The following is a 25,973-nucleotide window of genomic DNA, read 5'->3' as shown; positions in this document are numbered from 1 at the left end:
ATTTTGATGAATGGCATTTTCATAAAGTTTTTAAGAAAGGCTATTCCCTAATTTCTTACTAGAATCCTAATTAAAATACCGATATCAGCACTAATCCCCCCGCGCCCGAACTCACTGATATCTTATATGGTAATGATATTATGATTTTCAGACTTGAATCTTTTCCTGTCGCATGTGTCAATTTGATTCTAATTTCTGTTTAACATTGAACGATATCCCCACGTATGTGACCTAATTGTATGAATCAATAAACTTCACACTTTTATTAATAAAGATCAAAATATTCGATAGTATATTTTTATCCATTGTGTTATTGACTAAAAACAAAAATCCTTAATAGCATTCACAAATGAGATAATTCATTGCTAACTAATTCCATAAAATATACAACTGTATTATCGCTGTTTGTTGCGGTTATTATAAGTTACTATACTACATATTCATTTTTTGCCTATGGTGTACCTTCTGGTCAGATCGATTGTAAGCAAACAGGAACTGTGAAAGTAACCTGTTGTCAGGAACATATTATTAATCGCAGTCCTAGTAATCCTGCTGGTACCTTAGTGACCTACTGCACTGATTGCGATATAGGCCCTGGAGGCGTACATCAGAATTGCGGGGAACGCTATATTCAAATGTTTGAACAGGATCCAAACCCCACTACACCACCAAAGCCTCCATTTAGCGAACGAATACCACCCGGTATGATTGAGCAAACTCAACCGCTAACACAACAGAATCCAAACGGTATTAACGAAAATGTTCCTCCTCAACAGGAGTTTACAGAACAATTGTCAACTTCTGAAACTCTTGAAGGGGACAATGTTGCCGATAATGAACAGGATAATGACTTTAGTACACAATCTGAAGAAAGCGGTGAGGACGAGAGTATTAACGATGAGCAGAATAATACAAACTCATAGGAATACAGAGATAATCAAAAGCCAACAATAACAATAATTAATTCACTTTTTATTTTATAATTACGCTAAATGACTTCACTGATTTGTAGAGTTATTCTGTCTTATCTTCTTCCTTTTCTAAGATTTCCTTTTTGATTGATTCAGAACATACCAAACAAATCTAATCAAATATTGGTCAAGGAATTTTATGAATTTATGAAATCCTCTGGTACATCTGATAAATATCAAAATAATAATCTTAAAACCATTATAGCTTTTGGAAAATGTTTGGAACCTTCCATATCATTTAATTCTATCAGTAAGAGGGAACAAATAATAGCTTTTCTTGATACAAAAATTAAGAGTTCTCAAATGGATCCTGATAAAAGGTGGATAAAAACATGGAATGACTATCTTGGTAGAATAAAATATTTCTATAGATGGTTACATAATACTAAAAACTCTAGCGGATTGCAAGGTTCTGATTCTAATTATAAAGAAATATACATTCCAATAAAAGAATGGGTCACACCGTCCTTCTTGAAAATAGATAAAAAGAAAACCAAGAGATTGAGCCCATATTTGGAAACTGAACTGTGGGAAAAAGAAGACCTGCTTAACCTTATCTTATCATTCAGTCTAAGGGACCGGCTTCATTGGTCACTTCACAAGTATGTGTTTCTACTGACGAGATCTAAATTAGGTTGATTTCACAATGACTCAATCTCACTAAATTGAGTTTTATGAAGAACTTTGGTCTTAGGCTATAAAAGGGAAACCGGTAACAAAACTTTTTGAAATGTTAAAAACACATTTTTATGTTGTTAGGCGGGTTATATCACCTACCTGTTGCATTAAATAGCCAAATTTCCGTACATAGTCTTGGCCCCCTAAAGTAGTCTTGATTGTTTTTTCTTTATAGTTAATATCTAAAAAGCCTAATGTTTCTAAGTAAATCAAGCACTCATTTAATAAAGAATATGGTACCTTAAGTTGTCTATTCAAAGATCTTGTTGTATGATTTTCGTTCATGATACAGGATCTTAGTATATAGTAGTATAATTCAAGACGACTTCTTTTAGTTATCGTTTCTTTCATTTTTCATCATCTAGCAGTCAGTGATAGATTGTGGTAATAGAATTGGCCAAAAAAAGAAAAGGTTATTGTTGTGCTGCTGCGTTGCTACCAGAGTTTTCTTGGTTTTGTAAGTTGATGTTGTTTCCAGAGCCTATTGTATCATCGCCTGATACTACTTGGCTGTTTTGTTCAGAGGATTGTGATTGACCAATTCCCTGTCTTGCACTATTGCCATCACCATCATCTCCACCATCCTGAGCTAAAGCGTTGCTACCAGAGTTTTCTTGGTTTTGTAAGTTGATGTTGTTTCCAGAGCCTATTGTATCATCGCCTGATACTACTTGGCTGTTTTGTTCAGAGGATTGAGATTGTCCTATAGCTTGAGATGCTGAGTTTCCATCACCATCATCATGGTCATCATCACCATCATCATCGATTGTTTTAGATCCAAAATCACCATCATAATCTTCACCATAGTGAAGTCTTAGATCCTTATCACATGCTTTTTCATTATCTTCATAGTAATCTTCATCATCCTTACATTGTTCACTATCTACACCATTGGTTGCAAATGCGCTTTGAAAATTCGATACTGAAGGACCGAATGTCATTATGGTTGCTAATACAGACACTACTAATACTAGTGTAGTTTTGTTTGTGTTTTTCGACTTTAACATTTTAAACGTGATTTATTAACGTAAAATATGAGATATAATAATTAATGAAGACAATTAGGATATTAACTTCTAAAAGATAATTTCGAAATTATCATCTATAATATTCTTATATATTTAGAGCGGAAAACAATTTAGAGCAGACAAAACCATTATCGATAAATGCTGGAACCAAAATTGTTATCTTTCTGAAACGTTTCGTCATCGAGAGACTAATTAAAAAATTATTCTTATTTACAACTCTGCTTCTCTTCAGCCTTCTCTCAGACAGGATTTCATAAATTATCATAATTGTGAAACAATAAAAAGATATTGGCCTCATTCTCAATAATCCCATGTATTATAGTTTTTTATATAAACTAATTTACTTACGGTTATTAAAGACAGAAAATATACTTAAAAAAGAACGAATATCGTATTAGAATTCATCAATGATTTGTAGTATCCGGTTTTTGCTACAAGATCTCCTATCCGTGTCAAGGACAGCGACAAACGGCTCTTGACTTTAACAAAATTTCCTTATACCAATACCATCACTGTTAGTATGTCGGACTTTGATTAATACACTATTTTCAAAAATTCTAAAATCTATATTACAACTATCTAATTATATTATATGATGCGTAAATTGTATTCGAAATATAACAATGCAGGAGGTTCAAAAACTACTTATTGTCAATGATCTAGCGATATTTGCATTGTTAATTTTATTAGTCATTGGTTTTTTGTCTTATGATTATGACTTGTTTGGAATGAGTGACTCTATTATACCTATACCAAAGGAATACAAAGTTTACTTTGAGTTTATCCCTTGGCTCCTATTTTTATTGCTATCAATAGATCTCTTTATTAAATATCTATATGTAGGTAAAGATTTGAGATATTTTTTAAAAAAATATTGGATAGATATTCTCTTGACTATTCTTATACCAGTCTTGTTTCCTTTAAAATTTATCAAGCCATCTGTAAAAATTTATAAATCAGCTAAATTTGTAAAATCTGGTTATAAGATATTTCAGAAATATGATAAAATTTTTAAGTTAAAAAAATAAGAATTGTAATAGGCTCCCCATTGAAGATGATATTATAACTTGAAGAAGCATTATTCCTTTACCGATTACCAGAAATAAAATGACACATGCAGCTTATATTAGAACACTCTAGATCTGTTTGTTCTTCACATTTTAGTAATTTATGTATCGGGATTCTATTCAATCTTGAATCGTGTCCCCACGGATGAGACCTGTTACTATTCTTACTTAAAAATTTGAAATGAGATGGACTATAGCTGTATGCGGATGTATGTTCTATTTACAACTAGATGCCTGCCCTTTGATTTGTCAAGATAAACACGCAAAATATGATTAGGATTTCATCTACCCATCTGTTGTACGTGAGTTAATTGTTTTTATCAATAAGAGACGGTCACTACCCGACTCTGCACCCCAAATTTCACCTTCTATTCCAAGAATCTGTCTTACGTTAGCTCCTGGACTAGGAATATCAAATTTATCGAAGGATTCGTCTAATGGGTCAAATCTATACATCGAATTGGAACCAAAATCACTTATCCACACCTTATCATCGGTATCCACATACACTGCGTATGGCTTAGGGTTATCTCCAGGTAATTTCCATTCCTTCCATAGGTCCATTTGACGATCGTACATTCCCAGCTTACCTGCATTCCATTCTGATACCCAAATATTTCCATCAGAGTCGGACCAAACTCTTCTTGACCCTTGATCTGCGGTGGGAGGTTCTAAAACAGTTACTTTTCCGGTTTTTGTATCTACTAACCCTACATAACTACCAGCTAGGGATGCATAGTATATTGATCCATTTGGTGTAGTGGTGATACCATAAGGTCCTGCGCCATTAGGTGCATCAAATATTTCCATCGCTCCTGTTGATGGAAACAATCTTCCATATATTCCACTCTGTCCTGTAAACCACAAAGTTCCATTATTATCAAATGTAGCAGTATTAAGATTTGTATATCCAACAGTTTGTGGCAATGAATAGGTAGTAACATCTTCTGTAAAAGGATCTACTCGTACAATTGCATTTAATCCACCATCAGTAATCCATGGTGCGCCGTCAGGACCTGCTATAACACCATGAGGAGCCGAACCTTCTCCTAGGAAAATATGTGAAGTCTTTCCAGTTGTTGTATTTAACTTTCCAAGTTCACCAGAAGCCTGTGCGGTATACCAAACAATATCTTTTAATAAATTCCTTGAGACATTATCGGTAACATAAAGCATAGATGTAGCCGGAGCTACGTCATGCGGTCTTGAGCCTTGAGGGACAGGGTATTCTCTTATTGTTATATTTTGGTTGTCTGAGTATGTGGACAAATTATTTGATTTCGGTATCTTCTGGCTATCTTCTATTAATGGTGAAGATACTAAGGTATACCCATATCCTCTGTAGTTTGAGGATAACAACTGATTGTTTTTAATCTGTATATCCTTATTGTAATCATAATCCTTGCCAATCATCTTTTCCTTATCGTATCCAAAGGCCGTGATTTGTAATGATGTATCCAAAAAACTAACACTAAATATAACCACAAATAGCATAATGAATATTATAAAACGATTAGACATAGTTCCTATTCCATTCATTGAATACACAGAAAGTTATTTAAAGTGTAATTCTGAATTTTAAGCGACTTTGGTCTAATAGTTGATCCACAGACATTACATAAAGACGAATACCTTCTTATCACCGTAGTGAATAATAACTGAAGTCTTTCATTTGTATTAGAACCCTATTATCACAGGGAACTTAATCCCACGTGCCCAAACTTATTGTTCTGTTATCTAGTAATGATATTATGACTCGACGGGAATAGAAACTTAATTCTTATGCTAGTGTTGAATTAATTCTATATTCTATTCACCTTGAACCTTGTTCCCAGGATTATATTCAAGCAAATATAGATATTCAGAAATTGGTTAGAATTCGACTCTTTTGATCATCTAGCGAATATTTGATCTGAATCATTACGTTATTTCAAAACTTGTCGGTATGGAGACTAAGAAATTGGATTAGAGAACTACAATACGTGAAGAAAATAATTGACCAAAAAGGACTTTTAATATACTTTTGATCTCGTCTATACTTATTAGGACCGCTAATACTCTATTGCTCATGACTAATCCTTATTTACAAGAATATACTTTTGAGTCAACCGAATTTATAAAAAAAGGGATCTTCAAATTAAGAATTCTGGTGGGAACATAGATGAGTGATAATAAAAAGGCTATGAGAAAATTAAAACTACATGTAGGGATGTCCATTGATGGTTGTATTGCAGGACCCAATAATGAAATGGACTGGATAGACTTTACTTGGGATGAAAAATTCCGAGAATATGAAGACAGGTTGCACGAACCAGTTGATATCATTCTCCTGGGAAGGAAAATGACTGATGAATTTATCGCAACCTGGTCTAATTTTGTGAAAAAACCCGATGACTCCTGGTATGCATTCGCTAAAAAAATGATAGAAACACCAAAGATTGTTTTTACTAAATCACTACCCAAATCAGAGTGGCCAAATACTGAAATAGCAACAGGTGATCTAAATGAAGAAATTACAAAGTTAAAGAGCCAAGAAGGTGGTGGTGATATCATAGTTTATGGTGGTGCTTCATTTGATTCTTCCTTGATTAAAGAAAACTTGATTGATGAATATTATGTGTTTGTCAATCCTGTTGCAATTGGGAATGGAAAGCCCATATTTAAGGACCTAAAAGAGATTCGTAAACTATCACTTATTGAATCAATTGCGTTTGACTCTGGAACAGTTTTGCTCCACTATGAAGTAAAGAGAAATTGAAAACAATAGATCTAAATAAATAGATAGAAGAATTATTAGTTTCTTTTATGTATTATTCCATTCCATAAACTAATGTGTAAATATACCGATCCGAAAAACTCATAACGCACTTTTTCCTTCAAAATCTATTCCAAATTTTATCTTGTTTTATCTCATTATATGCTGAGATTCTATTCAACCTTGAACCGTGTCCCCACGGATGTATTCAACACCATACCAAATATCTAGCTGCACAGAAATTATGTTTATTTTGCAATATATGTATTTGAGTATAATAGTACAAACCTCAAGAGATAATTAAAAAGAAGGAGTTTCTTTGAATCCTTCGTAATTGATGAACTCATAAATCAAAGTGTGAAGTTCCCATTTTATCACATTAGTTATACCTAAAACATTCGATGTTGATGAATTTTCGTCTTACTAAGGATATGGCTGGTTCATTTCGACACTTTACATCTTATAATTTTCCGGTTTCATATAACAGCTATCCGAATCTAGTTTAAATAACCGGATCATTAGACTGACTTATCATGAATGATGATACCTGTGAAGAAATATACAGAAAATTTTTTACAACAGACGATTTGATTGAGCTGGAGTGGAAAATCCTAAAGTATATGTGTGACATGTCCGGAATATATGATACTTTTCCTGAAACACTATTATTTCATAGGAACGATTTTAAGGCCTTTATCGATCGTAAACTCGAACAAGGATATTCTGATGCTAAAGTGGGTAGACTTTACAAAATAATTATGGATAAGGTCATGACTCGACTGGAACAAAGAAATGCAGTAGAAGTAGTTGCGCAGTATCAATATGGCGATTCGAAAATGACTCTTTATGAAAAAAAGAAAATACTAAAAGATTTATGCAATGAATTTAAGAAATATACGGAAGCAGACAAGTCTTTTATAGACAGGCTTTTACCTTATTAGCACTCAACTTTAAACCTGTTTTGTAATAGAACCATATTACCACTGGAACTTAATCCCCACGCGCCCAGACTGTTACTAATGAATATTATTTATTATTGGTTGTTTCATCGTAGCGATAATAGAATTCGAATTTCCGGATCCGGTTATGGAGGTGGTCGTGGTAGTAGTAGTAGTAGTAGAATGGAGCCGTCCAGAGGCAATTATCTGCGACAATTGGCCCAGATTGGATATTCGGTTATATGATAAAGTCAACTCTAAAATCATACTATACCTATAAGTCCATTCATGGAATTTATTTCAGATTATATTCAAATTATTGTCGCCGCGATATATGCAATAGCATTATTTTTTACTATTGTCACATTCCAGCGCTCGAAGAGAATTGATCAAATCACATCATTAGGTGATGTCATGAAAGAGCTACGAGATGTGGACAGGGAACTGGCAAAAATACCTGTAGGACCTCAATATGATGAAGTCAGAAGTCCATGGTTTTCTCGCATGTTCAATAGCTTAGAATGGCTTTCGTTTATGATTAATGAAAAAATCATGAGTGACAAAAAATTGGTTGAATTCATTAAACCTATGATACTCAGCTATTATGATGACACATTTCTGAAATCCGCTTCACTAGTTGAAAGAGATTTAGACAATTATCCACAATTTAAAAAACTCTATCAAGCCGTGAAGAGCAAGACAAAGTGAACAAATTGGCTTATGAGTATGGAATAATTTTTATATAATAAAGATTTAATCATCTCACAACAATAATCAAGTTATTAATACCTTTGAATTGAAATTGGTCATTAAGATATTAGTTACAGTTTACTTGTTTTGTCATTTCTTATAATGATCCACTCTAAGGTAGACAGATTTTGAAAGAATAGCAATGACAAGATTATTTTACTTCAACATCTCTTTCTTGGATTTTATCGTGGATGTTTATGATGCATGTTTGCTCACAGTTCTTGTGTCTAATAGATTCAGTGCCCATCAACTTATACCAATTATTGATAGAGTCCGTATTTGTATTAGAACCATACTACTCCAGGGAACTTAATCCCCACGCGCCCAAACTCAATGATCTTTTATTTGGTAATATAGTAGTGCAAATAAGAAGTGAATATCTCTTAGAGATCTCTTCTAAAATAATAGATTTGATTTGAGAAATATAGGTATTAGTTACATTATCATGTTTATTGCTAACTTTGCTGAAATAATTGAATCTACCTACAGCAAGACTAGCTATCTAACTTCCATCTACAGATACAGGTGATTGTGACGCTAGTGTCGGTTGTGTTGCTGTTGCTGTTATAGCACCCTGTTTGAGAGCAGCGTCCATATTTACTTTGTTGTCTGCACTAAGTTGAACATTCTCTCCGCCTAGATTCATTAGAAGTAATGCATTGACATTGCTACCGAGATTCACAGGATTTCCACTTACAAGGTCTAAACCTGTAGATTGTTCGGTCAGGTCTATAAAATATTGTGCTTGACCTGGAGCAGTAGAAGCTATTCTCTGTATTGGGACTATTGCGGATTGTGTTGTTTGTCCATCTTGTATTTTAGCTCCTACAAGTTGAATTCCTTTTTCGTCTGGTAAATTGAGTAAGACTTTCCCACTAGTAAGAATACATGGATCAAATGCTGCGAGTATTCGTGCTTTCCCATTTTCCATTGGGGAGGGACCCAAGACAGTAGTTGCGGATTGTGGGGCACAATCTGCAGTGGGTGTTACTGCTCCGTCAAGCGTTCGTACTGTCAATCCTCCATCATTTCTCACAGTGACTTGATCATTGTTAATATTTGTTTTAGTAACTAGAACCGTCTTTGTAGTTGTAGCTGGTGTTGTAGTTGTAGCTGGTGTTGTAGTTGTAGCTGGTGTTGTAGTTGTAGCTGGTGTTGTAGTTGTAGCTGGTGTTGTAGTTGTAGCTGGTGTTGTAGTTGTAGCTGGTGTTGTAGTTGTAGCTGGTGTTGTAGTTTTGGCCGGCGTAGTTGTTTTCGCTGATGAGTTATCAGAAATGCACTTTGAACCACTAGGAGCATTTGACCCTGTCTTTCCACCAAACCCTACTATATGAGATCCTGCTGGACATGTTCCATCTGTATTTTTAGATACTTCTACTTCGGTCGGCGTAGTTGATGTTTTATTACATTCGGGACTGGGAGGAAATGTACTAAAACAGATCGGACCGGAATCAGGGGGCGTTGTAGTTGTAGCTGGTGTTGTAGTTTTGGCCGGCGTAGTTGTTTTCGCTGATGAGTTATCAGAAATGCACTTTGAACCACTAGGAGCATTTGACCCTGTCTTTCCACCAAACCCTACTATATGAGATCCTGCTGGACATGTTCCATCTGTATTTTTAGATACTTCTACTTGTTTTGCTGTTGTACCTGTAGCTGGTGTTGTAGTTGTACCAGGCGTTGTCGAGGATCTACAAGCAGGATCAGTGGGATCATTAGATTGGAGGCAAATAGCATCAAAACCAACACTGAAACGCGAATCAGCTTCCTTTTGAGTTTCCTCAAATGTAGTTGAGCTTGTCGTTGTTTGTGATTTACAAAATGGAGCTTCGGGAGATTTGTACAAATATCATTCTTGACAGATCCTGAATCACCAGGAATGGAACCAGATGGTGCTCCTGTTGTTGTACCAGTAGTTGTAGTTGTACCAGGCGTTGTTGATTCTTTACAAGCGGGATCGGTGGGATTAGATAAGCAAAGATATTGCCAACCTGAAGTGGTGGATTGTTGTGTTGGTGTAGTTGTTGTACCTTGAGTTGTTGATGATTTACAAGCAGGATCAGTGGGATTAGATTGGCAAACAGGATTATTACCTGGGAAAAGTGTTGTTGTTTCATCTTTGTCTAGATCTACTTCAAAATATGGTAAAAGTAATGTTGCAGCTGGGGTGTCATCAATTGTACCAATAATTGTTTGTGATTTACAAAATGGAGCTTCGGGAGATTTCGTACAAATATCATTCTTGACAGATCCTGAATCACCAGGAATGGAACCAGATGGTGCTCCTGTTGTTGTACCAGTAGTTGTCGATGATTTACAAGCGGGATCGGTGGGATTAGATTGGCAAGGATTAGTATAGAAATAATCACCCCACAGAACATTTGGTAATTCTGCTGATGGTCCTGGTGATGGTGTTATACTTGTACCTGTCTCTGTACCACATTCTTCATTTGTAGCTGCCTGACTACCGTTGGGACAATTTACAAGTTCGGGTTCAGTTTCTGGCTCAGTTTCTTCTTCTGATACTCCAGGCTCTGACTCTACTTCTGGCTGTTCATTTTCTGATGAGCCATCATCTCCATCTGAACTACCTCCATCTGAACTACCTCCATCTGAACTAGCAAAGATATTAGATGACATTATCATGGCTAATGTCAAAACTATAATGAAACTAACCGCAACATTTGGATTCATCTCTATTACTCCTCACTGTTGCAGTCATATTTTAAAATCGACTTAAAGTCACATACTAATTTCAAATAATCAGATGAGATGAGTGCATTGTTACTCATATCTCTATTATCTGTTGTTTTTCTAACGCCCATACTTCTATCCATAATTGGGCACGACTCGTACGCATTTTTGCTGTCAAGACACATTATCATGATTGTATACCCGAACCAATATGGTGACTACTATATAACCATTTTATCCCTGTATTATCGATGTTCTCCAAAATGCAAAACCTGTACTTCTGTAATACATTTAACAAATCGTTGATTATTTTATTGTTTTACATATGACATCTTAATTTAATAGAATAGGAAAGGTTTGGTATATAATAAAATAATCTGATTCTTGTACTCTTTCATTAGTCAAATTATGTTCACGTTTGATGTATGTTCTAACATACTTTTGGGAATGATTCGCAATTCTTAAATATTAATGATGGTATTATTATGTCAACATGATAAAGAAGGAGATTATATTGGCAATATCAATTTCTCTGGTTCTTACATTAGTTCCTACAGCTTACGCTCAAAGGGGCAGCTTTATAGTAGAGGTGACGTTTATAGACAGTTCAAGAAATGGACCCAATGATGTAAGCTTCTACATAGAAGAATATCCGGAATACTCGCGAGACAATATCGATTTAATTGATGCAATGTATGATGATGATCCTGATAGTCCTGACGGACAGTATACAACTAGAATAGTTATGCCGTCTGGTTTAATCAATACAAATGAGGATTTTCATGTTTGTGTGGTTGACGAAGATGATGGAAGTATATATGATTGTTATGAAATGACAAACAGTCCTAAGAAAGGTCCAGAATATCTCACAGTCAGAGTATGACAAACCATCCATTAATATAATTTTTGACTGTGATTGCAGACCTTGTATATTGGGACTTTCACAACCAAGATCTATTATTTTGCAATATGGTTCCTCTTTATACATAAAAGTTTGTGTCTCATTCTATTATTGATACTAGAATCCTATTTAAAATACCGATATCTACACGAATCCCCACGGATGAGAATTGTTTCCAATAATATGCCTTGCATGTCCGATTTAGAAGATTATATATAGGTACTAGGACAAAGTAAGAAATTACTTCTCATTCAATCTTGCAATCTCCTATTGTTGTTGAACTACAATTTCTTAATTCTAAAACTGCTAGAATATTAGAGTATTGCATCTAGTTAGCAATCCCAATATATTTTTTTCATAGTATCAAAGGTATGAATAAAACAAATATTCACAACCAAAACAAAATCAAAAACAAAAACAGCAAAATCTTTGTCGCATCAATTGCAATAGTGGTAGCATTAACCCTATTTGTCAGTCCAATACTCAATGTAGATGATGCTTTAGCCACACACAACAAGAAAAATAAAGCAAAACAGTCCATAGACCAATCACAATCGTCAAACCAAAATGCTGGATGTGTATCAGGTGGAACAACCTTTCTATCATGCAACAACCTTAGTTTCCAACACCAAAAGAACAGTGGAAACAACGCATTAGCACAAGGTGGACAGGATGGAAACTCTGCAGAACAAAGCATCAGCCAATCTCAATCCTCCAGCCAAAACAGCCAAGTAGTATCAGGTGCAGATACAATAGGTTCTGGTAACAACATCAACGTCCAAAGTCAAGAAAATACAGGAAGTAACGCAGCTGCTCAGCAGTAGATGTATGCACGAAACATCTAATTTCTTGTGATTTTCATAAAAATCGAGTATCAAATGAGGGAGGGAGGTAATCAGGCAATGAATTGGCTTGTAATTGATATCATTATCTGCTTACTTTATTATTTATTTTGTATTTAGTAAACTATTTAGATCCGACATTAAAAATAGAAACGAAAACAGGACTAGAAACCTGATTCAAACAAAATTTACAATCAGTCACTATTTGAATTATTTTCATGAACTCCAGAGAGTATTAAAACTAAAATAAAGAAAATATGATATCATTAAGAAAAGTAGTCCATTTTAGGACCCGCATTTATCGAACTAAAACTATAAAGATTAATAGTCACCTGAAATGATATTATTTATATGATTGAGACTAGTCTAGGTGCAATTAAATTTAAAATTAATCCGTCTATTTCCATTCTTCTTATCTTTGGATTGCTAATCTCTTTTTATACAACCGCTAGTATGATTTTTTTTAACGATATACATTCTTTTTCTAATCTCTCTGTGCCTTCTACATTCGCGCAGGAAGTTAATAAAACCAAGCTTGTTTACCATCTAAGTAGTGATGAACCTTGGAGATCTACTATTGCCATATTGGATTCTCAAACCATGTTAAGAATGGGTTATAATGTGACTTTGATGCTTAGTATAGAGGGTGTACAGATAGGTGTAAAGAATCCTCACCATTATCTGGGATTAGAAACTTTGACAAAAAATGTTTCTGATTTTATTGATAATGGAGGAAATGTTGTGATTTGTGAAGTATGCTTAAAAATAGCAGGATATGATAATTCTGATATAATAGACGGATCCATAATCGGGTCTCCTGCATTAATGGCTAATTTGTTAAACAAAACTACTGTAGTTGATTACTAGTAAATCCCTATTTTATTTTTATATTCATGTTCTATTAGTAAAAATATATCTACCTAACAAGATCCATTCCAAATTCGAGTAGTATTAACAAACCGGATGGAATTAACTTAAGTGAGTCTTTCTTTTAAAAAATATCTGTGATGGAATAATCAGAATCCACATATAATGTGCAAGCTGCAAATTTATAAAAGCAATTCCAATGGAACTAGCAAATATTAGAGTGGGGATAATTCCTTGAATTATGTATGATTTTTTCTGACGGTTTGTCATATTATCGTCTATCAATAAATTGTATCTGATTGCATGAATCTATATTAGTGAAAGCAAACTACTAGTAGCAGTCAAGATGAGTGCGATAAGGACAAAAGTTGATATATATTGATTTTCAAATCTCAGTGAAGTTCCAAATGATATCAAAGTAACAAAGAACAATAGGATAAGGTTAAGCCACAATATCACACTTTGCGAACCTTTTATCTTATTGAAAATCAAATGACATTTTATCCAAAAAATTCCTATAACAACAAAACTTGTGAAATACATTTCAAATTGAGGGATAAGCTAAAACATCCTGTTTACAACTTCAAGTTCAGAGAGTTTATCTGGCAAAGCCGGTATTTGAACGGAAATTGCTATGAAAGTAATTGAAAAAGCAAATACAGCGTCTCCAAAGGATGTTACGTGATCTAGTCTAACATTGTTGAGCATAACCATTATTATCTGCACTTGATAGTTAACTTCAAATAAAAATAATATGATCACTCAATTTAGTTATTTAGTAAAAAAGTATCTCAATAGTCCATTGAATGTCAATATCTTTTCAATTCTTGTCTCTAGCAGCCAAGATCAGGCATCTTATCAGCTACCGATCTAATGTGTGATGGTTTATTTCTGTTTTATGCGAATGAACCAACTAAATAAGTATGAGGTGAGTAGGAATCTGATCGATTTAATCCATCTTAACTATACAACTATTTTTCTTGTTGCCTTGTTCCAGTAAGAATTAAAAAGATCCAAGCACCATTTATGAAATAACGGATCGTTACTCCTAAACCCGATATTAAAGTCCAATTTTCCTGACATATCTGGAAAAGTTACTCCAGCTCTTTTTTCATTTAACACAATACCCGCCTTAATATCTTTTGAATCTGCGATCAGTACATATTCAATTCTTCCTTTGTATTTTGTCGGTAGTGACCGGTAACGAAGAATTATTTCATCGAAATCGGTTCCTCTTGGAATGATTACCCTCCATTTTACGTTACTAGTATCTAGTTTTTTGCCACCCACGTATTCATCACCTCCGATGGGGTGGTCTGCCATTAACCAAATGTATTCTTCCGCTTCGGTTACTGTTTGTTGTATATACGATAAAAGAGGTCCTACTCTGTCTGTAAATTCTGAATCATATAACTCGCCAAGTCGTTCATTGAACTCTAGTGGAAGAAGTGATAAATCATTGGACAAAAAATATTCTCGATTGTTACTTGCAAATTTTAGCCCCGGTAGTAATCTTATTATGGTTTTACCAAACGCTGTAAGGTTAAAAAAACCTCTGGGTCCTTTTCTACTATTTCTGCATTACGCAATCTCATGAGATGCTTAGAAGTCTCTTGTGGGGTTGCAGAAATTTTGGAAGTAATTTGCGAAAGTCTCTGTTTATTTATATCTATTTCAGAAAGCAGGGTTAGTCTGTCCACACTTGCAAGAATGAACAAAAGATCAGCTAGTTGCTGCATTTCGAATCTATCAATACATTCATTGATATTAAACGATGCCGTTGAAAACATCTAATCTAGTACAAATTCCAATAGTTAGGTATGGAAAAAAAGTAAAAAAAAATTATAACAAATACCAGTCTTCAATAAATCATGGGGAGAATTTCTTACAGTTTCTAAACCCAATGGAAGCGAAGTCACATATATTGATAACAAATGAGGATCGCGATTAGAAATGAATGCTGTAAAGAACATGTCACAATTAGGATTTACCGATTTAGAGGAAGAAATTATGCTCGATGATCTACCCGTGCAGGGCAAAATCCCTGAATGGCTGTCAGGATCTCTTATTAGAAATGGACCTGCCAAATTTGACTTGGATGAACAATCTTTAAAGCATTGGTTTGATGGATTGGCTATGCTTCACAAATTTTCCTTCAATGCGGGAAAAGTATCATATACTAACAAATTCATTAAGAGTAATGCTTTTATCAAGACAAAAGAAAATGGAAAAATATCATTTCGTGAATTTGCAACCGATCCTTGCCGTTCGATATTTAGCAGGGTCTCTTCAGTGTTCTCATTTGATACTACAGATAATACAAACGTAAACATATCAAAAGTTGATAATAAATTTATAGCTATGACAGAAACTCCAATCCCAATAGAGTACGATCCTGAAACCCTTGATACGATTGGGGTATTGAGATATGATGACAAACTATTAGGGAGTCTTACTACTGCTCATCCCCACTACGATCAAAATACCAACGAATCATTCAACTATCTTACACATTTTTCTCGTAATAGCAAATATAATGTATATCGCATCACAGCTGGAAAGACTCGCAATTTGATAACATCTATTGAAGTCAAAACACCTTCATACATGCATAGTTTTGGTCTAACTGAACATTATATAATTCTTGTAGAGTTTCCACTTGTAGTTAATTCCCTTGATTTGCTTCTATCAGGCAGACCATTCATTGAAAATTTTAAATGGAGACCAGGACATGGAACAAAAATTACATTGATTAATAGACTAGATGGAAAGGTAGTTGGGATCTACTCCTGTGAACCTTTCTTTGCATTTCATCATATAAACGCATTTGAAGTAGATAATAATATAGTCATTGATATGATAACGTATGAGGATAATAGTATCATAAATTCTCTCTATCTTGATATATTAAGAGGAAACGAGCCTATGGATATTCCTGTTAGTCAATATCGTCGTTTTACGATAAGTCTAGACAACGGCTCTGTGGGATACAAGATAATGCATGAGGGATTAGAGTTACCAAGGATAAATAATCATCTTAACATGAAGAATTATGACTTTTTATACGCTGTAGGGATGTCCTCAGTTACCAGTTTTACAAACCGATTGGTCAAGATTAATGTTCAAACTGGAGACTTTGTTAGTTGGAGTGAACAGAATTGTCAACCCGGAGAACCAGTTTTTGTCCCTCGACTTGGTGCCAAAAGGGAAGATGACGGGGTTATTTTGTCGGTCGTACTTGATCCAAATAGTGGTCAATCCTTCTTACTAATTCTAGATTCAAAATCATTTAAAGAAATTGCAAGAGCATTAGTACCGCATCATATTCCATTTGGAATTCACGGTCAGTATTATGGACATACTTGAGGAATCAGAGGATCAATAATAAATAATACAACTGGTGGAGTGGTCATACGTTTGTGTTACTAACTCCTCACTCACCATATTTTTGATTACTTTAATTTTTTCTAATGAATTGATACTTCATTTAAATTTAAAGTTTTTGTGGCGTCGTGATAGTTTTACCTATTTGATCTCCCTTAGCCATCATCACGTGTCCTTTTACCATTTCATTAAAGGGCAGCACAGCGTTTATCAATGGTTTAATTTTTTTCTTTGAAGTCCAAAACAAAACCTCCTCGAGCTCTGCTTTAGTACCTTGCGTTGCACCCACTATGTTTATTCCTCTAAAGAAAAGATACCTCAGATCTATTGTAGAATCGTATCCAGTGGTAGCCCCTGTAGATACCAATGTCCCTCCCATTTTTAAAAGAGATACCTCTTGTGGAAACACGGTTTTACCTATGTGTTCAAACACAATATCGACTCCCTTTTTTTGAGTGACGTCTCTTACTCTCTTGTACCAGTCTTCTTGTCTGTGGTTCACAACAAAATCAGCGCCAAGTTCTAAGCATTTGTCCATTTTCTGTTGGTTGCCTGCACTTGCAATGACAGTGCAATCGTATAATTTTGCAATTTGAATGCCCACCATTCCAACGCCACTTGTTCCACCCATTATCAAAACTGTCTGCCCCGGTTTAATTCTGGCTCTATCAACTAGCATGTGCCATGAAGTCATTCCTACCATCGAGATCGCCGCTGCGTCCTCGAATGATATGTTGTCGTTTATTTTTGCTATATTGACTTCTGGTAGATGAGCATATTGACAATATCCTCCCCATAGTGGACCTGTTTGAAAACCCCAAACTAGTCTTTTTTCACAATCATATTCTCTACCTGATGTACACATGCTACAAATCCTGCAACTTAGGTTGCCATGAGATACCACCCTATCACCCTTTGCAAGCGAGGTGACTTGTTCGCCTAATTCCACCACTGTACCCGAAATATCTGTCCCCGAAATATGGGGCATTGGAACTTTAATTGGTCTCCCCCAAATAGCCCACAAATCATTATAATTGTATGAAGTTGCTTCAACTTTTATCAAGACTTCATCAGGTTTTAATTTTGGGACTTCAATATCCTCTATTTTTACAACCTTCTCGGGGTCTTTATCATGCTCGCGAAAAACTGCTGCCTTCATTTAATTGCCTCCATTTCTATTGAATGGGTGTCAAAGGAATAGAAAAATCTTTTCACAACTATATCAAAAAATAAAGGTTCAAGATATACCTTGTTGTTTTATGTTGTAGAATTTATTGATTTTGCCATAACTTTTTGGAATTTTCTCTTTTTCCTATATATCAATTTCTGGGAGTAATCTACCATTATTCATATTAATTTTGGATTTTTTTAATATTCACAAACTTTGACTTAGAAAGAATCAAAAAAGTTCATCATATGTGATTTTTGATAGATTTATAACATATGATTTTATAGTTCGTTTTAGAAATCGATAAAACAACAAATTCGTTTTCTAGGATTAATATGTTACCACCTAATTAAAGCTATCAATATTTGATTTCTAATTATAAAAAAATCGACCTTATCTCTAGCTAGATGGCGACTATGAGTAATAGTTTATTCTTTGGACCATTTTGTAATGATCGCCTTTAGTAACATCAGGATTGTAACACTATTGTTTCTTTTTTCCCATATTTTGAGAATAAATTTTCATATCTTGTTAAGCTTTCCTTAATTACCTCATTTTCTGCAGTATACATTTTCATGAAATTCACACGCAAGATTAATCTATTTCCAGAATTAAAGAATCTAATGCTATACCTTCTTCTACCATCTTCGCTTGATTCTATGATGAACTTGGCTTCCTTTGTTTCTTGAATATTAACGTGAATATGCCATGCCCCCTTTTCATCTCCTATAGTGGCCCATTGTTCCTTAATTCGAAAAGGTGTATTTTTTTCCAGTTTGACCTCTGCTATTGCACCATCACTTCTTATCGATAACATAACGTCATCAAGTAAAATTACATCTTTTACTAATTCTTCGAAAGTAGTTTTCACTAGATTATTCATATAAGTTTTAAAAAAGGTCACATTAATAAGAATTGGTAATATTGATCGGGATATGTTCTAGGGGTATACACACTAAGAAAGAACAGGCCCGACACTATGTTTCCAATTTATTTCATTACTTATTGATCATAATTGACATTTAATTTGCTTATGTGAATATTATATCTTGCTTATTCCTGTTTTATTATTATTTATTATTATGTTTTGAACTATCTAATGATAAATTCTAATCCCTTATGATCTTCATGATTTTCGAGCGTCTGAAGTGCAGCTGATTTTGATGCAAGCTCGGCTGTTATGTAGTTATTGTCATCGCTTCCAATCACGATGATATCGTTTTCTATGGGCTTTAGATTATCTTTTAACAGCTTTTCCATAGCTTTTTCTTCTTTTAGAGCATTAAATTTAGAACCCGGGATAAGAAATTTCCCATTATTATACAAAAGTGTTGTAGCTCCTTTTGCCCCCACTTTAATTGCTGCATCCCTTTGCTCAACGCCTTGCTTAATAGCAAATTTCATTTTTCTTAAAAGAATGGCATGATTATATTCAGCAATAGATATCGAGCTTTTGGGCACTTGTGTTTCAGAGCAAATATATTGTGACATCTCTTCAAATATCTTTTCCCCCCTTTCAGTCATCATAGTTCCCTTTTGAGTTGTAAGAATTAATTTTTCCATTTTAAGATGCTTTATCAAAGTCTTTATGGAACCTTCTCCTAGACCCAACTCATTAATCAGTAAAAGTCTACTAACGTGCCCGTCCCTTTTTAATAATTGTAGTGTCTTGAATACATGAGCAGAGTTGAAAGAAAGAATTCTACTAGGTGCGTATCTGCTAGATATGGCTTTTAGGGTATTGACCACAAGATGCACATTATAAGTTAGTATCTTACAAATTTAATTTTATCTCTTTTTTTATCTGTTTCTCATGATTGATGCAGTAATTAATGTCAAGATCAGATTCTGAATAGTTAGACTCCAAATTACTGAGTCAATAAATCTTCATAATCTTGATCTAAAATTTTATCTAATAAAACACATAGTATTGAACCATTAAAAAAAATTCAGATCTGTAGATTCCATTGTTACTTTATTTTCTCCGACTTCCCATATAGTCCTAAACACAAGATGTTGGATAAACCATACAATACTTTATATATCTCGAAAATGGTAAATGCAGTGTGAGTCTACATCATGATCAAAGGGTTGTAGAAAAAGATGGAATTCCAAAGGTTTCAATCGCAGTTTTAGCCATTATCGCAATTTTTAGTGTTTACATAGTCGGATATGATCAAGGCCAATTATTTAGTTTGGTACAAGGAAATGAAGCATATGACACAATATGGCTTCATGAATTTACTCATGATATAAGACATGCAGCGGGATTTCCATGCCATTAATATTTGTCATTTTATATCCTCACATGTGAATTAGATTATAGAACATGAAATCTTTAACATTTATTTTTGTATCTATTTTGTCAGGTGTTATAGCTGGAGTAATTTTAGCAGGCGTTAATTATTTTGTTGCAGAGCCATTCATAGATCAAGCGATAGGAATTGAGGTGGATAACAGCATCGCATCTGGTGAAGTAGTTGATTTTGATGAATTAAGTACTTACAGGGTGTGGCAAAAGGAAGGAACTTTTGCTGCAGGAGCATTCTTAGGGTTAACATATGGTGCGATTTTAGGAATCGTTTATGTAATATCGAGAAAGTATTTGCCTTCTTCGGATGATAGGAAAAAAGCACTCATTTTAGCAGCCATAATGTGTTTATCATTATATATCGTTCCTTTCATCAAATATCCTACAAACCCACCTGCTGTCGGCGATCCAGAGACTATTGGATTAAGGGATAGTTTGTATACTAGCTATCAACTGGCATCAGGATTAATCGCTTTGGGCGCCAGTATTCTCATATATAAGTTACGTAAAATCAGTTACATTAAGTATGTAATTCCCATAATTTACTTGGGCTTAGTTGCTTTTATTTATGCCGTATTTCCAGCAAATCCTGATGAAATAACTGCACCAATGGATTTAGTCAACGCATTTAGAGCCGTTACTTTTGGTACAATGGTTATGTTCTATTTAGTTCTAGGTGCTATATTTGGAATTATGTGGAATAAATTTAAACCCCATGAAACAGCCAGAATAACTGCCTAACAACAGCCTTTTTTCCTCACTGTCAATAGCATTAACCGGTCACAGTATTTTTAATCATATACCAGTATCAATTACAACTTGAAATGAATGATCCGGATGTATTTGAGTATAACTTGATCTTGAATTTCAACTAGTTAGTTAATTATGTAAAAATTATTTATCAGTGAATATTCTAAATAGGATTCTAAGAGTATATAGAATAATGAAAAATATAAAGATTATTAACTAATAATGTACCTTGAGATATTTGCGATGTCATTGTTTTCCAAGGAATGTTTTTTTCATTTTTTGGTAAGAACTCTAATCCGTTGTTCCTATTCTTCCTCTTCTAATTTATCTCTTATTTCTTCCTCCTCTTGTTCATGTTCTTCTTTTAATTCCTCTAAATCTTGATCGGTTTCCATACTTATTTTATAATCAAATGGCTCTGTTAAGTCTTTCATTAGTTAAATCTAATTTAATTAAGGCACTATTGCTGAATGGATTCGACAATTCAGTTTGTGCAATAGGGGTTTGAGATGGTAGACAAAACGGCTAAATCAATTTATTCGTGGATATATGTCTAATCAATATTAATTAGATTATTTAGAAATGGTCATCGTAGCAGGTGACCCGTGGGAATTAAGTTCCTTGTGATAGTAGGATTCTAATACAAATGTTGATCTTGTAGATAGCGAAAATTGGCAAAAGCATCGTGTTTTGGTTTTCTTTCATTAAAAGTATATCAACGATACCAGAAGTCAAATCTATCTGTTTGTGCAGCTGCCTGAATTACAACAAACACAATAAATAAATCAGAGATTTGTCTTATTCCAATTACCCAAGAACGAATCACATATCTCTCTAAAACCTTCAAACATCTAACGATATTGTTCACCAGCTTAGATTGGTGATATCATTAATTGCAACAAGCTAGGTCGAGTAAACTAAAGCTGTTCCTATCCCTAGTAGGACATTACTAATATCCAATCATTGAAATCTTTTTATATAGTATATTATCTAAATTCCTATATTTTGAACGAACATTCCAGGAAATATGAGAATTTTTCTTCCTACTTTATTAGATAGAATACTATGAACAGGTTGTAAACCCCAATACATGAATTCAGAGTCACTAAAAATTCATCATTTGCATATAACCATTTATTTAAGCAATTAATATAAAAAAGATAAAAAACAATCAACACCAATTATAAAATAAGACATCCATAATAACTAGAAATCAATCATTATAATCGGAGTGCTGATTTATTATAATTGTTAAAAGTTGTGAAAAATCTCGATAAAATGAAATTAACAAACTCAATAACCATCATATTAATTTTTTCCCTTGGCTATAGCATTTTTAATGTTTTTAATTTTGTGAAAGCAGAAACAATCAGTTCCTCCAATGCAGATAATTTAATAAAAGCATCCTCACTAGAACCGCCACCTCTACAGTCAAATAAAGCAAAATTCACGCAAAATGATACAAACTACTCACATGACCTAGTGATTTTATACAATACTAATATTGTAGATGGTAACTCTAAATTAAGATCAAACTCCACAATAATCACAAGTGGAAATAAGATTTTAGAAGTAATCGATAAAGATAGTCCTGACAAATATTATTTTTATAAAAATTATCCCAATTCTGTTCTAATCGACCTTTCCGGTAAATACGTTATCCCAGGTTTATTTGATATGCATGCACATGTAGCTGGGATTATGAAAAACTCTTTCAACCAAACATACTCGGATGAGGCTCTGCAGAAGCTTTTGGCTTTTGGAATTACAACCATCAGGAATCCCGGTGGTCCGACAGAGCTATCTGCGGGTTTGAAAAATAATGTGTCCTCTGAAAGCGCGTTAGGACCTCAAATATTTACGGCTGGAAGATTATTAAATTCACCCAATATTTCAATACCTTTTGTAGAAAAGAAAGTTAATTCAGTATCAGAAGTTGATGAAGAGATTCACAATCAGGCAAAAGCAGGAGTTGATTTTATCAAATTGTATGTGGGTCTGACACCTGATTTAGTGAAGGAGGCAATAGATAAAGCTCACTCTCTAGGGCTCAAAGTAATTGGCCATCTATTTCTAACCAGTTGGACAGAGGCAGCTGATGACAAAATTGATTACTTAACTCATGGTGTACCTGTAAGCCCGTACTTATTATCATCTCAGAATAGGGAAACTTTTATGAAATATGGTGATGGTCCTTTTGATCATTTCCTTTGGCTAGAACTAGTAGAGGTTAACAGTAAAGAAATAAATGAAATGATAGAGGCCCTAGTAAAGAATAATGTATATGTCGATCCTACATTGAGTGTTTATGAATCAATGGTAAAGGTTGATCCAGCTAATGGTCAACAAATATGGCCCAAAGTCTTGCAGCTAACAAAAAAAATGTACTATAATGGAGTAAAGCTTTTGAGCGGCACTGATATTCCAAACTTTGACCTTGTTCCGGGAAAAAGCCTTCATCATGAACTGGAATTGCTTGCAAATGCAGGAATCCCTACGTCAAATATTCTTCAGATAGCAACCAAAAATGGTGCAGAAGCCTTGGGAATATCAAATTATACAGGAACGATTGAGAAGGGAAAAGAGGCCGATCTAATAGTGCTTTTATCAAATCCAGTTGAAAATATTAGTAACACAAAAAATATTGAAATGGTAATCAACAACGGTAAAATTGTTAATAGAAGCAGTTTATTATCAAAGTAAACACCCTCTAGAAAATTATTTGTCTTATTCTAGATAAAATGTGTGGATGAATCCTTAATAGTCTGAGTTAAATATCAAGATCCATCCACATAGACGCGACGAATAATGTTAAGATGTGATATGTGATACCTGCGGAGCACTGTATTCGCTTGTGTTTTGCTATCACAAAACATAATCCGGTCTCAATGGTTATAATCTAGACAGAAGGTGCTGACAATATATGAATATTCAATGTATACTAGGGATATGACCAACAAGAACAAGAACAAGAATCAACCATACCCCAGCATGTCTGTAATTAAATGTTTATCTTTAGCGGATTAGTAATGAGAATGAAAAATTGTTTAAAGTCAATTTGCCTTCAGGCCGTACCGTGGCACCTGCATTGATAGTTGTAGATATGCAGAATGGTTTCGTGTCAAAGGGAGGATCGTATGATAAAATTGGTATGAATACCTCTCTGTATAGAGAGATTATTCCAAAGATTAAGGATTTAATTGAATTCTGCAGGAGTATGGGTATTCCTGTTTTTTACACCGAAGCAGTAAAGGAAGCTAGTGGCATTGATATTCTTACAAACGTCCATAACATCTTACCCAAATCAAGACAGGAGAGATTGAAAGTACCCATATGTATTAGAGGTACTTGGGATGGATTAACAATCGATGAACTAAAACCTAAAGAGAAAGATCCTGTAATTCTAAAACGAAGGGATTCTGCTTTTCTAGATACAGTATTCCGAATTATGCTTCAGAGTCAGGGCATTAATTTGTTGGTATTTACTGGAATTGATACTTCTATTTGTGTAGAGACTTCACTAAGGGAAGGATTTAACTTAGGTTACGATGTGTCAATAATATCTGATGCTACTGCGTCTGGAGACAAGAGACATTATGAAACAACTCTGGAAAGAGTAAAAGATTACTATGGATTAGTAATGAATGCTGAGAAATTTAAAGAAATGATCGGGAAACTAGACCGGATGCGAAAAGGTGAAGCTAAAGCCTTTATGGAGTCAGAAGAACAAGCCGAAGCCTTTTTAGAGGAATTTAATTTACTAGACCCTAGGAAATTTCCTGCTGAACAAGTTAACCTTTAGAATAAGTCATTAGGATTAGCCGGTTGAAATACAAAATCGAATGGTCTGGTTTCAGTTCGAGTCGGTTTACTTGTTTACTACCAAGTTAGGACAACTAGATTTCTCTATTATATTTCTCTATTATATGTAGGCATCAAAGGTCTGGGTCTATTTGAGAATTCTTAATTTTCGTATCAAGAAAAGCTATTATTTGATCTCAGTAATATCTTGGAATGATATCGAAGGCTCCAAAAACTTTCCAAAAGGTTTAATGGCATTATTTTGATTGGACTTTGGTTCTCCTTCATCTAGACTCATTATAAAATATTATACCAAATTAAAGGCGCTGTTAACTTAGGCGTTTGGCACCTCCTTGTTGTGTATTTTTACAAATAGATTCAACCAGTTTTTGACATGATCTAGTTTACACTTCTCTTTACTACATGGAAAGTAATCGTCAAATCCTTCAGTTCGATCCTTGATGTACTGCATAGTTCTTTCAATCAGGCTTATCTCTAATGAGGAATGAAAATGGTGTTTTAGTTTTAGGAATCTACAAGCCATTGGGTACCAGGTTCCACCGTCTGTTGATACGACATGTTTTCCGTGAATCTTGATCAGACCTGAAATAAATCTCTCTGCGATAAGCATGTTCCTCTCCTTGGATTTATTAGCTAAGAAAGAGTGCGAGAATTTGCCTATTTTCTGGTTCGATTGCTGCCCATAACCAGGAGTATTCTGAGCCGACTTTTATTAATGTCTCATCAATGAGGTATTCTGATATTTTTGTTCTTCTTGTTGAAACCTTTCGAGGTTTATACCTTTGAATCCAATTCCAAATTGCAACGTGACTTCTATTGATAATATGTAAAAAGGACAATGCCTTGGCAGTATTTCTAAGCGATAAGCCTAGAAAGTACAAATACAGACCATAGTAAATATGCTCTGAAGATGTTTTATTTCTTTTACTTAACATAACAGAAATAGAGCGTCTTTAAGCTAAAGATTTATCGTTAAGTTAACAGGGCCAAATTAAATCAAAAACTATTTTTAAACTGACTTATCCGAATAATTATCTAACGCTGGTATAC

At 34.2% G+C, this 25,973-nt stretch carries 28 protein-coding genes; 13 read left to right on the top strand and 15 right to left on the bottom strand.

What is annotated here, in order from left to right:
* The first annotated feature begins 362 nt into the window (after window positions 1–362).
* The gene (locus tag AAGU22_RS13790) at window positions 363–923 is read left to right on the top strand and encodes a hypothetical protein (protein WP_458719684.1); all 561 of its coding nucleotides are present in this window, start codon (window positions 363–365) and stop codon (window positions 921–923) included.
* A gap of 195 nt (window positions 924–1,118) precedes the next feature.
* Window positions 1,119–1,610, top strand: coding sequence for a hypothetical protein (locus AAGU22_RS13785; protein WP_458719683.1), 492 nt, complete (start codon window positions 1,119–1,121; stop codon window positions 1,608–1,610).
* Between the two features lie 452 nt (window positions 1,611–2,062).
* Here AAGU22_RS13785 and AAGU22_RS13780 read toward each other — a convergent pair whose 3' ends face one another.
* Together AAGU22_RS13780 and AAGU22_RS13775 are read right to left on the bottom strand one after the other, a co-directional pair.
* Entirely contained in the window at window positions 2,063–2,656 is a 594-nt protein-coding gene (locus AAGU22_RS13780; RefSeq protein ID WP_458719682.1) for a hypothetical protein, read from the bottom strand.
* A 1,373-nt stretch (window positions 2,657–4,029) separates the two neighbouring features.
* The gene (locus AAGU22_RS13775; RefSeq protein ID WP_458719681.1) at window positions 4,030–5,265 is read right to left on the bottom strand and encodes a Vgb family protein; all 1,236 of its coding nucleotides are present in this window, start codon (window positions 5,263–5,265) and stop codon (window positions 4,030–4,032) included.
* A 640-nt stretch (window positions 5,266–5,905) separates the two neighbouring features.
* On the opposite strand from AAGU22_RS13775, the gene AAGU22_RS13770 reads away from it, so the two are divergent.
* Both AAGU22_RS13770 and AAGU22_RS13765 read left to right on the top strand, forming a co-directional pair.
* Window positions 5,906–6,502 (top strand): dihydrofolate reductase family protein, encoded by a 597-nt coding sequence (locus AAGU22_RS13770; protein ID WP_458719680.1) that lies wholly within the window; start codon window positions 5,906–5,908, stop codon window positions 6,500–6,502.
* Window positions 6,503–7,032: 530 nt separating this feature from the next.
* Window positions 7,033–7,440: a hypothetical protein gene (locus AAGU22_RS13765; protein WP_458719679.1), complete on the top strand. Its 408-nt coding sequence runs from the start codon at window positions 7,033–7,035 to the stop codon at window positions 7,438–7,440.
* Window positions 7,441–7,515: 75 nt separating this feature from the next.
* Here the strand turns inward: AAGU22_RS13765 and AAGU22_RS13760 are convergent, their stop codons facing one another.
* Entirely contained in the window at window positions 7,516–7,653 is a 138-nt protein-coding gene (locus AAGU22_RS13760; RefSeq protein WP_458719678.1) for a hypothetical protein, read from the bottom strand.
* A gap of 72 nt (window positions 7,654–7,725) precedes the next feature.
* On the opposite strand from AAGU22_RS13760, the gene AAGU22_RS13755 reads away from it, so the two are divergent.
* Entirely contained in the window at window positions 7,726–8,145 is a 420-nt protein-coding gene (locus tag AAGU22_RS13755; RefSeq protein WP_458719677.1) for a hypothetical protein, read from the top strand.
* A 544-nt stretch (window positions 8,146–8,689) separates the two neighbouring features.
* Here the strand turns inward: AAGU22_RS13755 and AAGU22_RS13750 are convergent.
* Entirely contained in the window at window positions 8,690–10,030 is a 1,341-nt protein-coding gene (locus AAGU22_RS13750) for a hypothetical protein (RefSeq protein ID WP_458719676.1), read from the bottom strand.
* 853 nt (window positions 10,031–10,883) lie between these two features.
* A complete protein-coding gene (locus AAGU22_RS13745) occupies window positions 10,884–11,009 on the bottom strand; it encodes a hypothetical protein (protein ID WP_458719675.1) in 126 nt (41 codons plus the stop codon).
* Window positions 11,010–11,392: 383 nt separating this feature from the next.
* Here AAGU22_RS13745 and AAGU22_RS13740 point away from each other — a divergent pair, with 383 nt between their 5' ends.
* The 3 genes from AAGU22_RS13740 to AAGU22_RS13730 all read left to right on the top strand — a co-directional run bounded on the left by AAGU22_RS13740 (window position 11,393) and on the right by AAGU22_RS13730 (window position 13,488).
* On the top strand, window positions 11,393–11,761 hold the full coding sequence (locus tag AAGU22_RS13740; protein ID WP_458719674.1) for a hypothetical protein: 369 nt from the start codon (window positions 11,393–11,395) through the stop codon (window positions 11,759–11,761).
* 389 nt (window positions 11,762–12,150) lie between these two features.
* On the top strand, window positions 12,151–12,603 hold the full coding sequence (locus tag AAGU22_RS13735; RefSeq protein ID WP_458719673.1) for a hypothetical protein: 453 nt from the start codon (window positions 12,151–12,153) through the stop codon (window positions 12,601–12,603).
* 369 nt (window positions 12,604–12,972) lie between these two features.
* Window positions 12,973–13,488: a hypothetical protein gene (locus tag AAGU22_RS13730; RefSeq protein ID WP_458719672.1), complete on the top strand. Its 516-nt coding sequence runs from the start codon at window positions 12,973–12,975 to the stop codon at window positions 13,486–13,488.
* Window positions 13,489–13,797: 309 nt separating this feature from the next.
* Here the strand turns inward: AAGU22_RS13730 and AAGU22_RS13725 are convergent, their stop codons facing one another.
* The 4 genes from AAGU22_RS13725 to AAGU22_RS13710 form a co-directional block, all read right to left on the bottom strand.
* Window positions 13,798–14,046, bottom strand: coding sequence for a TMEM175 family protein (locus AAGU22_RS13725; RefSeq protein ID WP_458721790.1), 249 nt, complete (start codon window positions 14,044–14,046; stop codon window positions 13,798–13,800).
* Between the two features lie 3 nt (window positions 14,047–14,049).
* Window positions 14,050–14,202, bottom strand: a complete 153-nt coding sequence (locus tag AAGU22_RS13720) for a hypothetical protein (protein WP_458719671.1) — start codon at window positions 14,200–14,202, stop codon at window positions 14,050–14,052.
* 249 nt (window positions 14,203–14,451) lie between these two features.
* Complete coding sequence (locus AAGU22_RS13715; RefSeq protein WP_458719670.1) at window positions 14,452–14,955, bottom strand: hypothetical protein; 504 nt, start codon at window positions 14,953–14,955, stop codon at window positions 14,452–14,454.
* A gap of 50 nt (window positions 14,956–15,005) precedes the next feature.
* Window positions 15,006–15,278 carry a hypothetical protein gene (locus tag AAGU22_RS13710; RefSeq protein WP_458719669.1) on the bottom strand — a complete coding sequence of 91 codons (273 nt, stop codon included), beginning with the start codon at window positions 15,276–15,278 and terminating at the stop codon, window positions 15,006–15,008.
* Between the two features lie 163 nt (window positions 15,279–15,441).
* Here AAGU22_RS13710 and AAGU22_RS13705 point away from each other — a divergent pair, with 163 nt between their 5' ends.
* Entirely contained in the window at window positions 15,442–16,854 is a 1,413-nt protein-coding gene (locus AAGU22_RS13705) for a carotenoid oxygenase family protein (protein WP_458719668.1), read from the top strand.
* Between the two features lie 127 nt (window positions 16,855–16,981).
* On the opposite strand, the gene AAGU22_RS13700 is transcribed toward AAGU22_RS13705, so the two are convergent.
* From AAGU22_RS13700 to AAGU22_RS13690, 3 genes are all read right to left on the bottom strand, one after another.
* On the bottom strand, window positions 16,982–18,031 hold the full coding sequence (locus tag AAGU22_RS13700; protein WP_458719667.1) for a zinc-binding dehydrogenase: 1,050 nt from the start codon (window positions 18,029–18,031) through the stop codon (window positions 16,982–16,984).
* 478 nt (window positions 18,032–18,509) lie between these two features.
* Window positions 18,510–18,923 (bottom strand): ChuX/HutX family heme-like substrate-binding protein, encoded by a 414-nt coding sequence (locus AAGU22_RS13695; RefSeq protein ID WP_458719666.1) that lies wholly within the window; start codon window positions 18,921–18,923, stop codon window positions 18,510–18,512.
* 209 nt (window positions 18,924–19,132) lie between these two features.
* Complete coding sequence (locus AAGU22_RS13690; RefSeq protein WP_458719665.1) at window positions 19,133–19,789, bottom strand: DUF4443 domain-containing protein; 657 nt, start codon at window positions 19,787–19,789, stop codon at window positions 19,133–19,135.
* 317 nt (window positions 19,790–20,106) lie between these two features.
* On the opposite strand from AAGU22_RS13690, the gene AAGU22_RS13685 reads away from it, so the two are divergent.
* Both AAGU22_RS13685 and AAGU22_RS13680 read left to right on the top strand, forming a co-directional pair.
* A complete protein-coding gene (locus AAGU22_RS13685) occupies window positions 20,107–20,325 on the top strand; it encodes a CbtB domain-containing protein (protein WP_458719664.1) in 219 nt (72 codons plus the stop codon).
* 44 nt (window positions 20,326–20,369) lie between these two features.
* On the top strand, window positions 20,370–21,092 hold the full coding sequence (locus AAGU22_RS13680) for a CbtA family protein (protein ID WP_458719663.1): 723 nt from the start codon (window positions 20,370–20,372) through the stop codon (window positions 21,090–21,092).
* 314 nt (window positions 21,093–21,406) lie between these two features.
* Here AAGU22_RS13680 and AAGU22_RS13675 read toward each other — a convergent pair whose 3' ends face one another.
* Entirely contained in the window at window positions 21,407–21,535 is a 129-nt protein-coding gene (locus AAGU22_RS13675; RefSeq protein WP_458719662.1) for a hypothetical protein, read from the bottom strand.
* Window positions 21,536–22,349: 814 nt separating this feature from the next.
* On the opposite strand from AAGU22_RS13675, the gene AAGU22_RS13670 reads away from it, so the two are divergent.
* Entirely contained in the window at window positions 22,350–23,804 is a 1,455-nt protein-coding gene (locus AAGU22_RS13670; RefSeq protein WP_458719661.1) for an amidohydrolase family protein, read from the top strand.
* A 340-nt stretch (window positions 23,805–24,144) separates the two neighbouring features.
* Window positions 24,145–24,903: a cysteine hydrolase family protein gene (locus AAGU22_RS13665; RefSeq protein WP_458719660.1), complete on the top strand. Its 759-nt coding sequence runs from the start codon at window positions 24,145–24,147 to the stop codon at window positions 24,901–24,903.
* 333 nt (window positions 24,904–25,236) lie between these two features.
* Here the strand turns inward: AAGU22_RS13665 and AAGU22_RS13660 are convergent, their stop codons facing one another.
* The gene (locus tag AAGU22_RS13660; protein ID WP_458719659.1) at window positions 25,237–25,533 is read right to left on the bottom strand and encodes a hypothetical protein; all 297 of its coding nucleotides are present in this window, start codon (window positions 25,531–25,533) and stop codon (window positions 25,237–25,239) included.
* Between the two features lie 19 nt (window positions 25,534–25,552).
* Window positions 25,553–25,858, bottom strand: a complete 306-nt coding sequence (locus AAGU22_RS13655) for a hypothetical protein (RefSeq protein WP_458719600.1) — start codon at window positions 25,856–25,858, stop codon at window positions 25,553–25,555.
* Between the last annotated feature and the right edge of the window lie 115 nt (window positions 25,859–25,973).

The organism is Candidatus Nitrosocosmicus sp. R (genome assembly GCF_054408505.1).
Note: the sequence above shows the minus strand (reverse complement) of the source record. Positions and strands in the feature narration are given on the sequence as shown.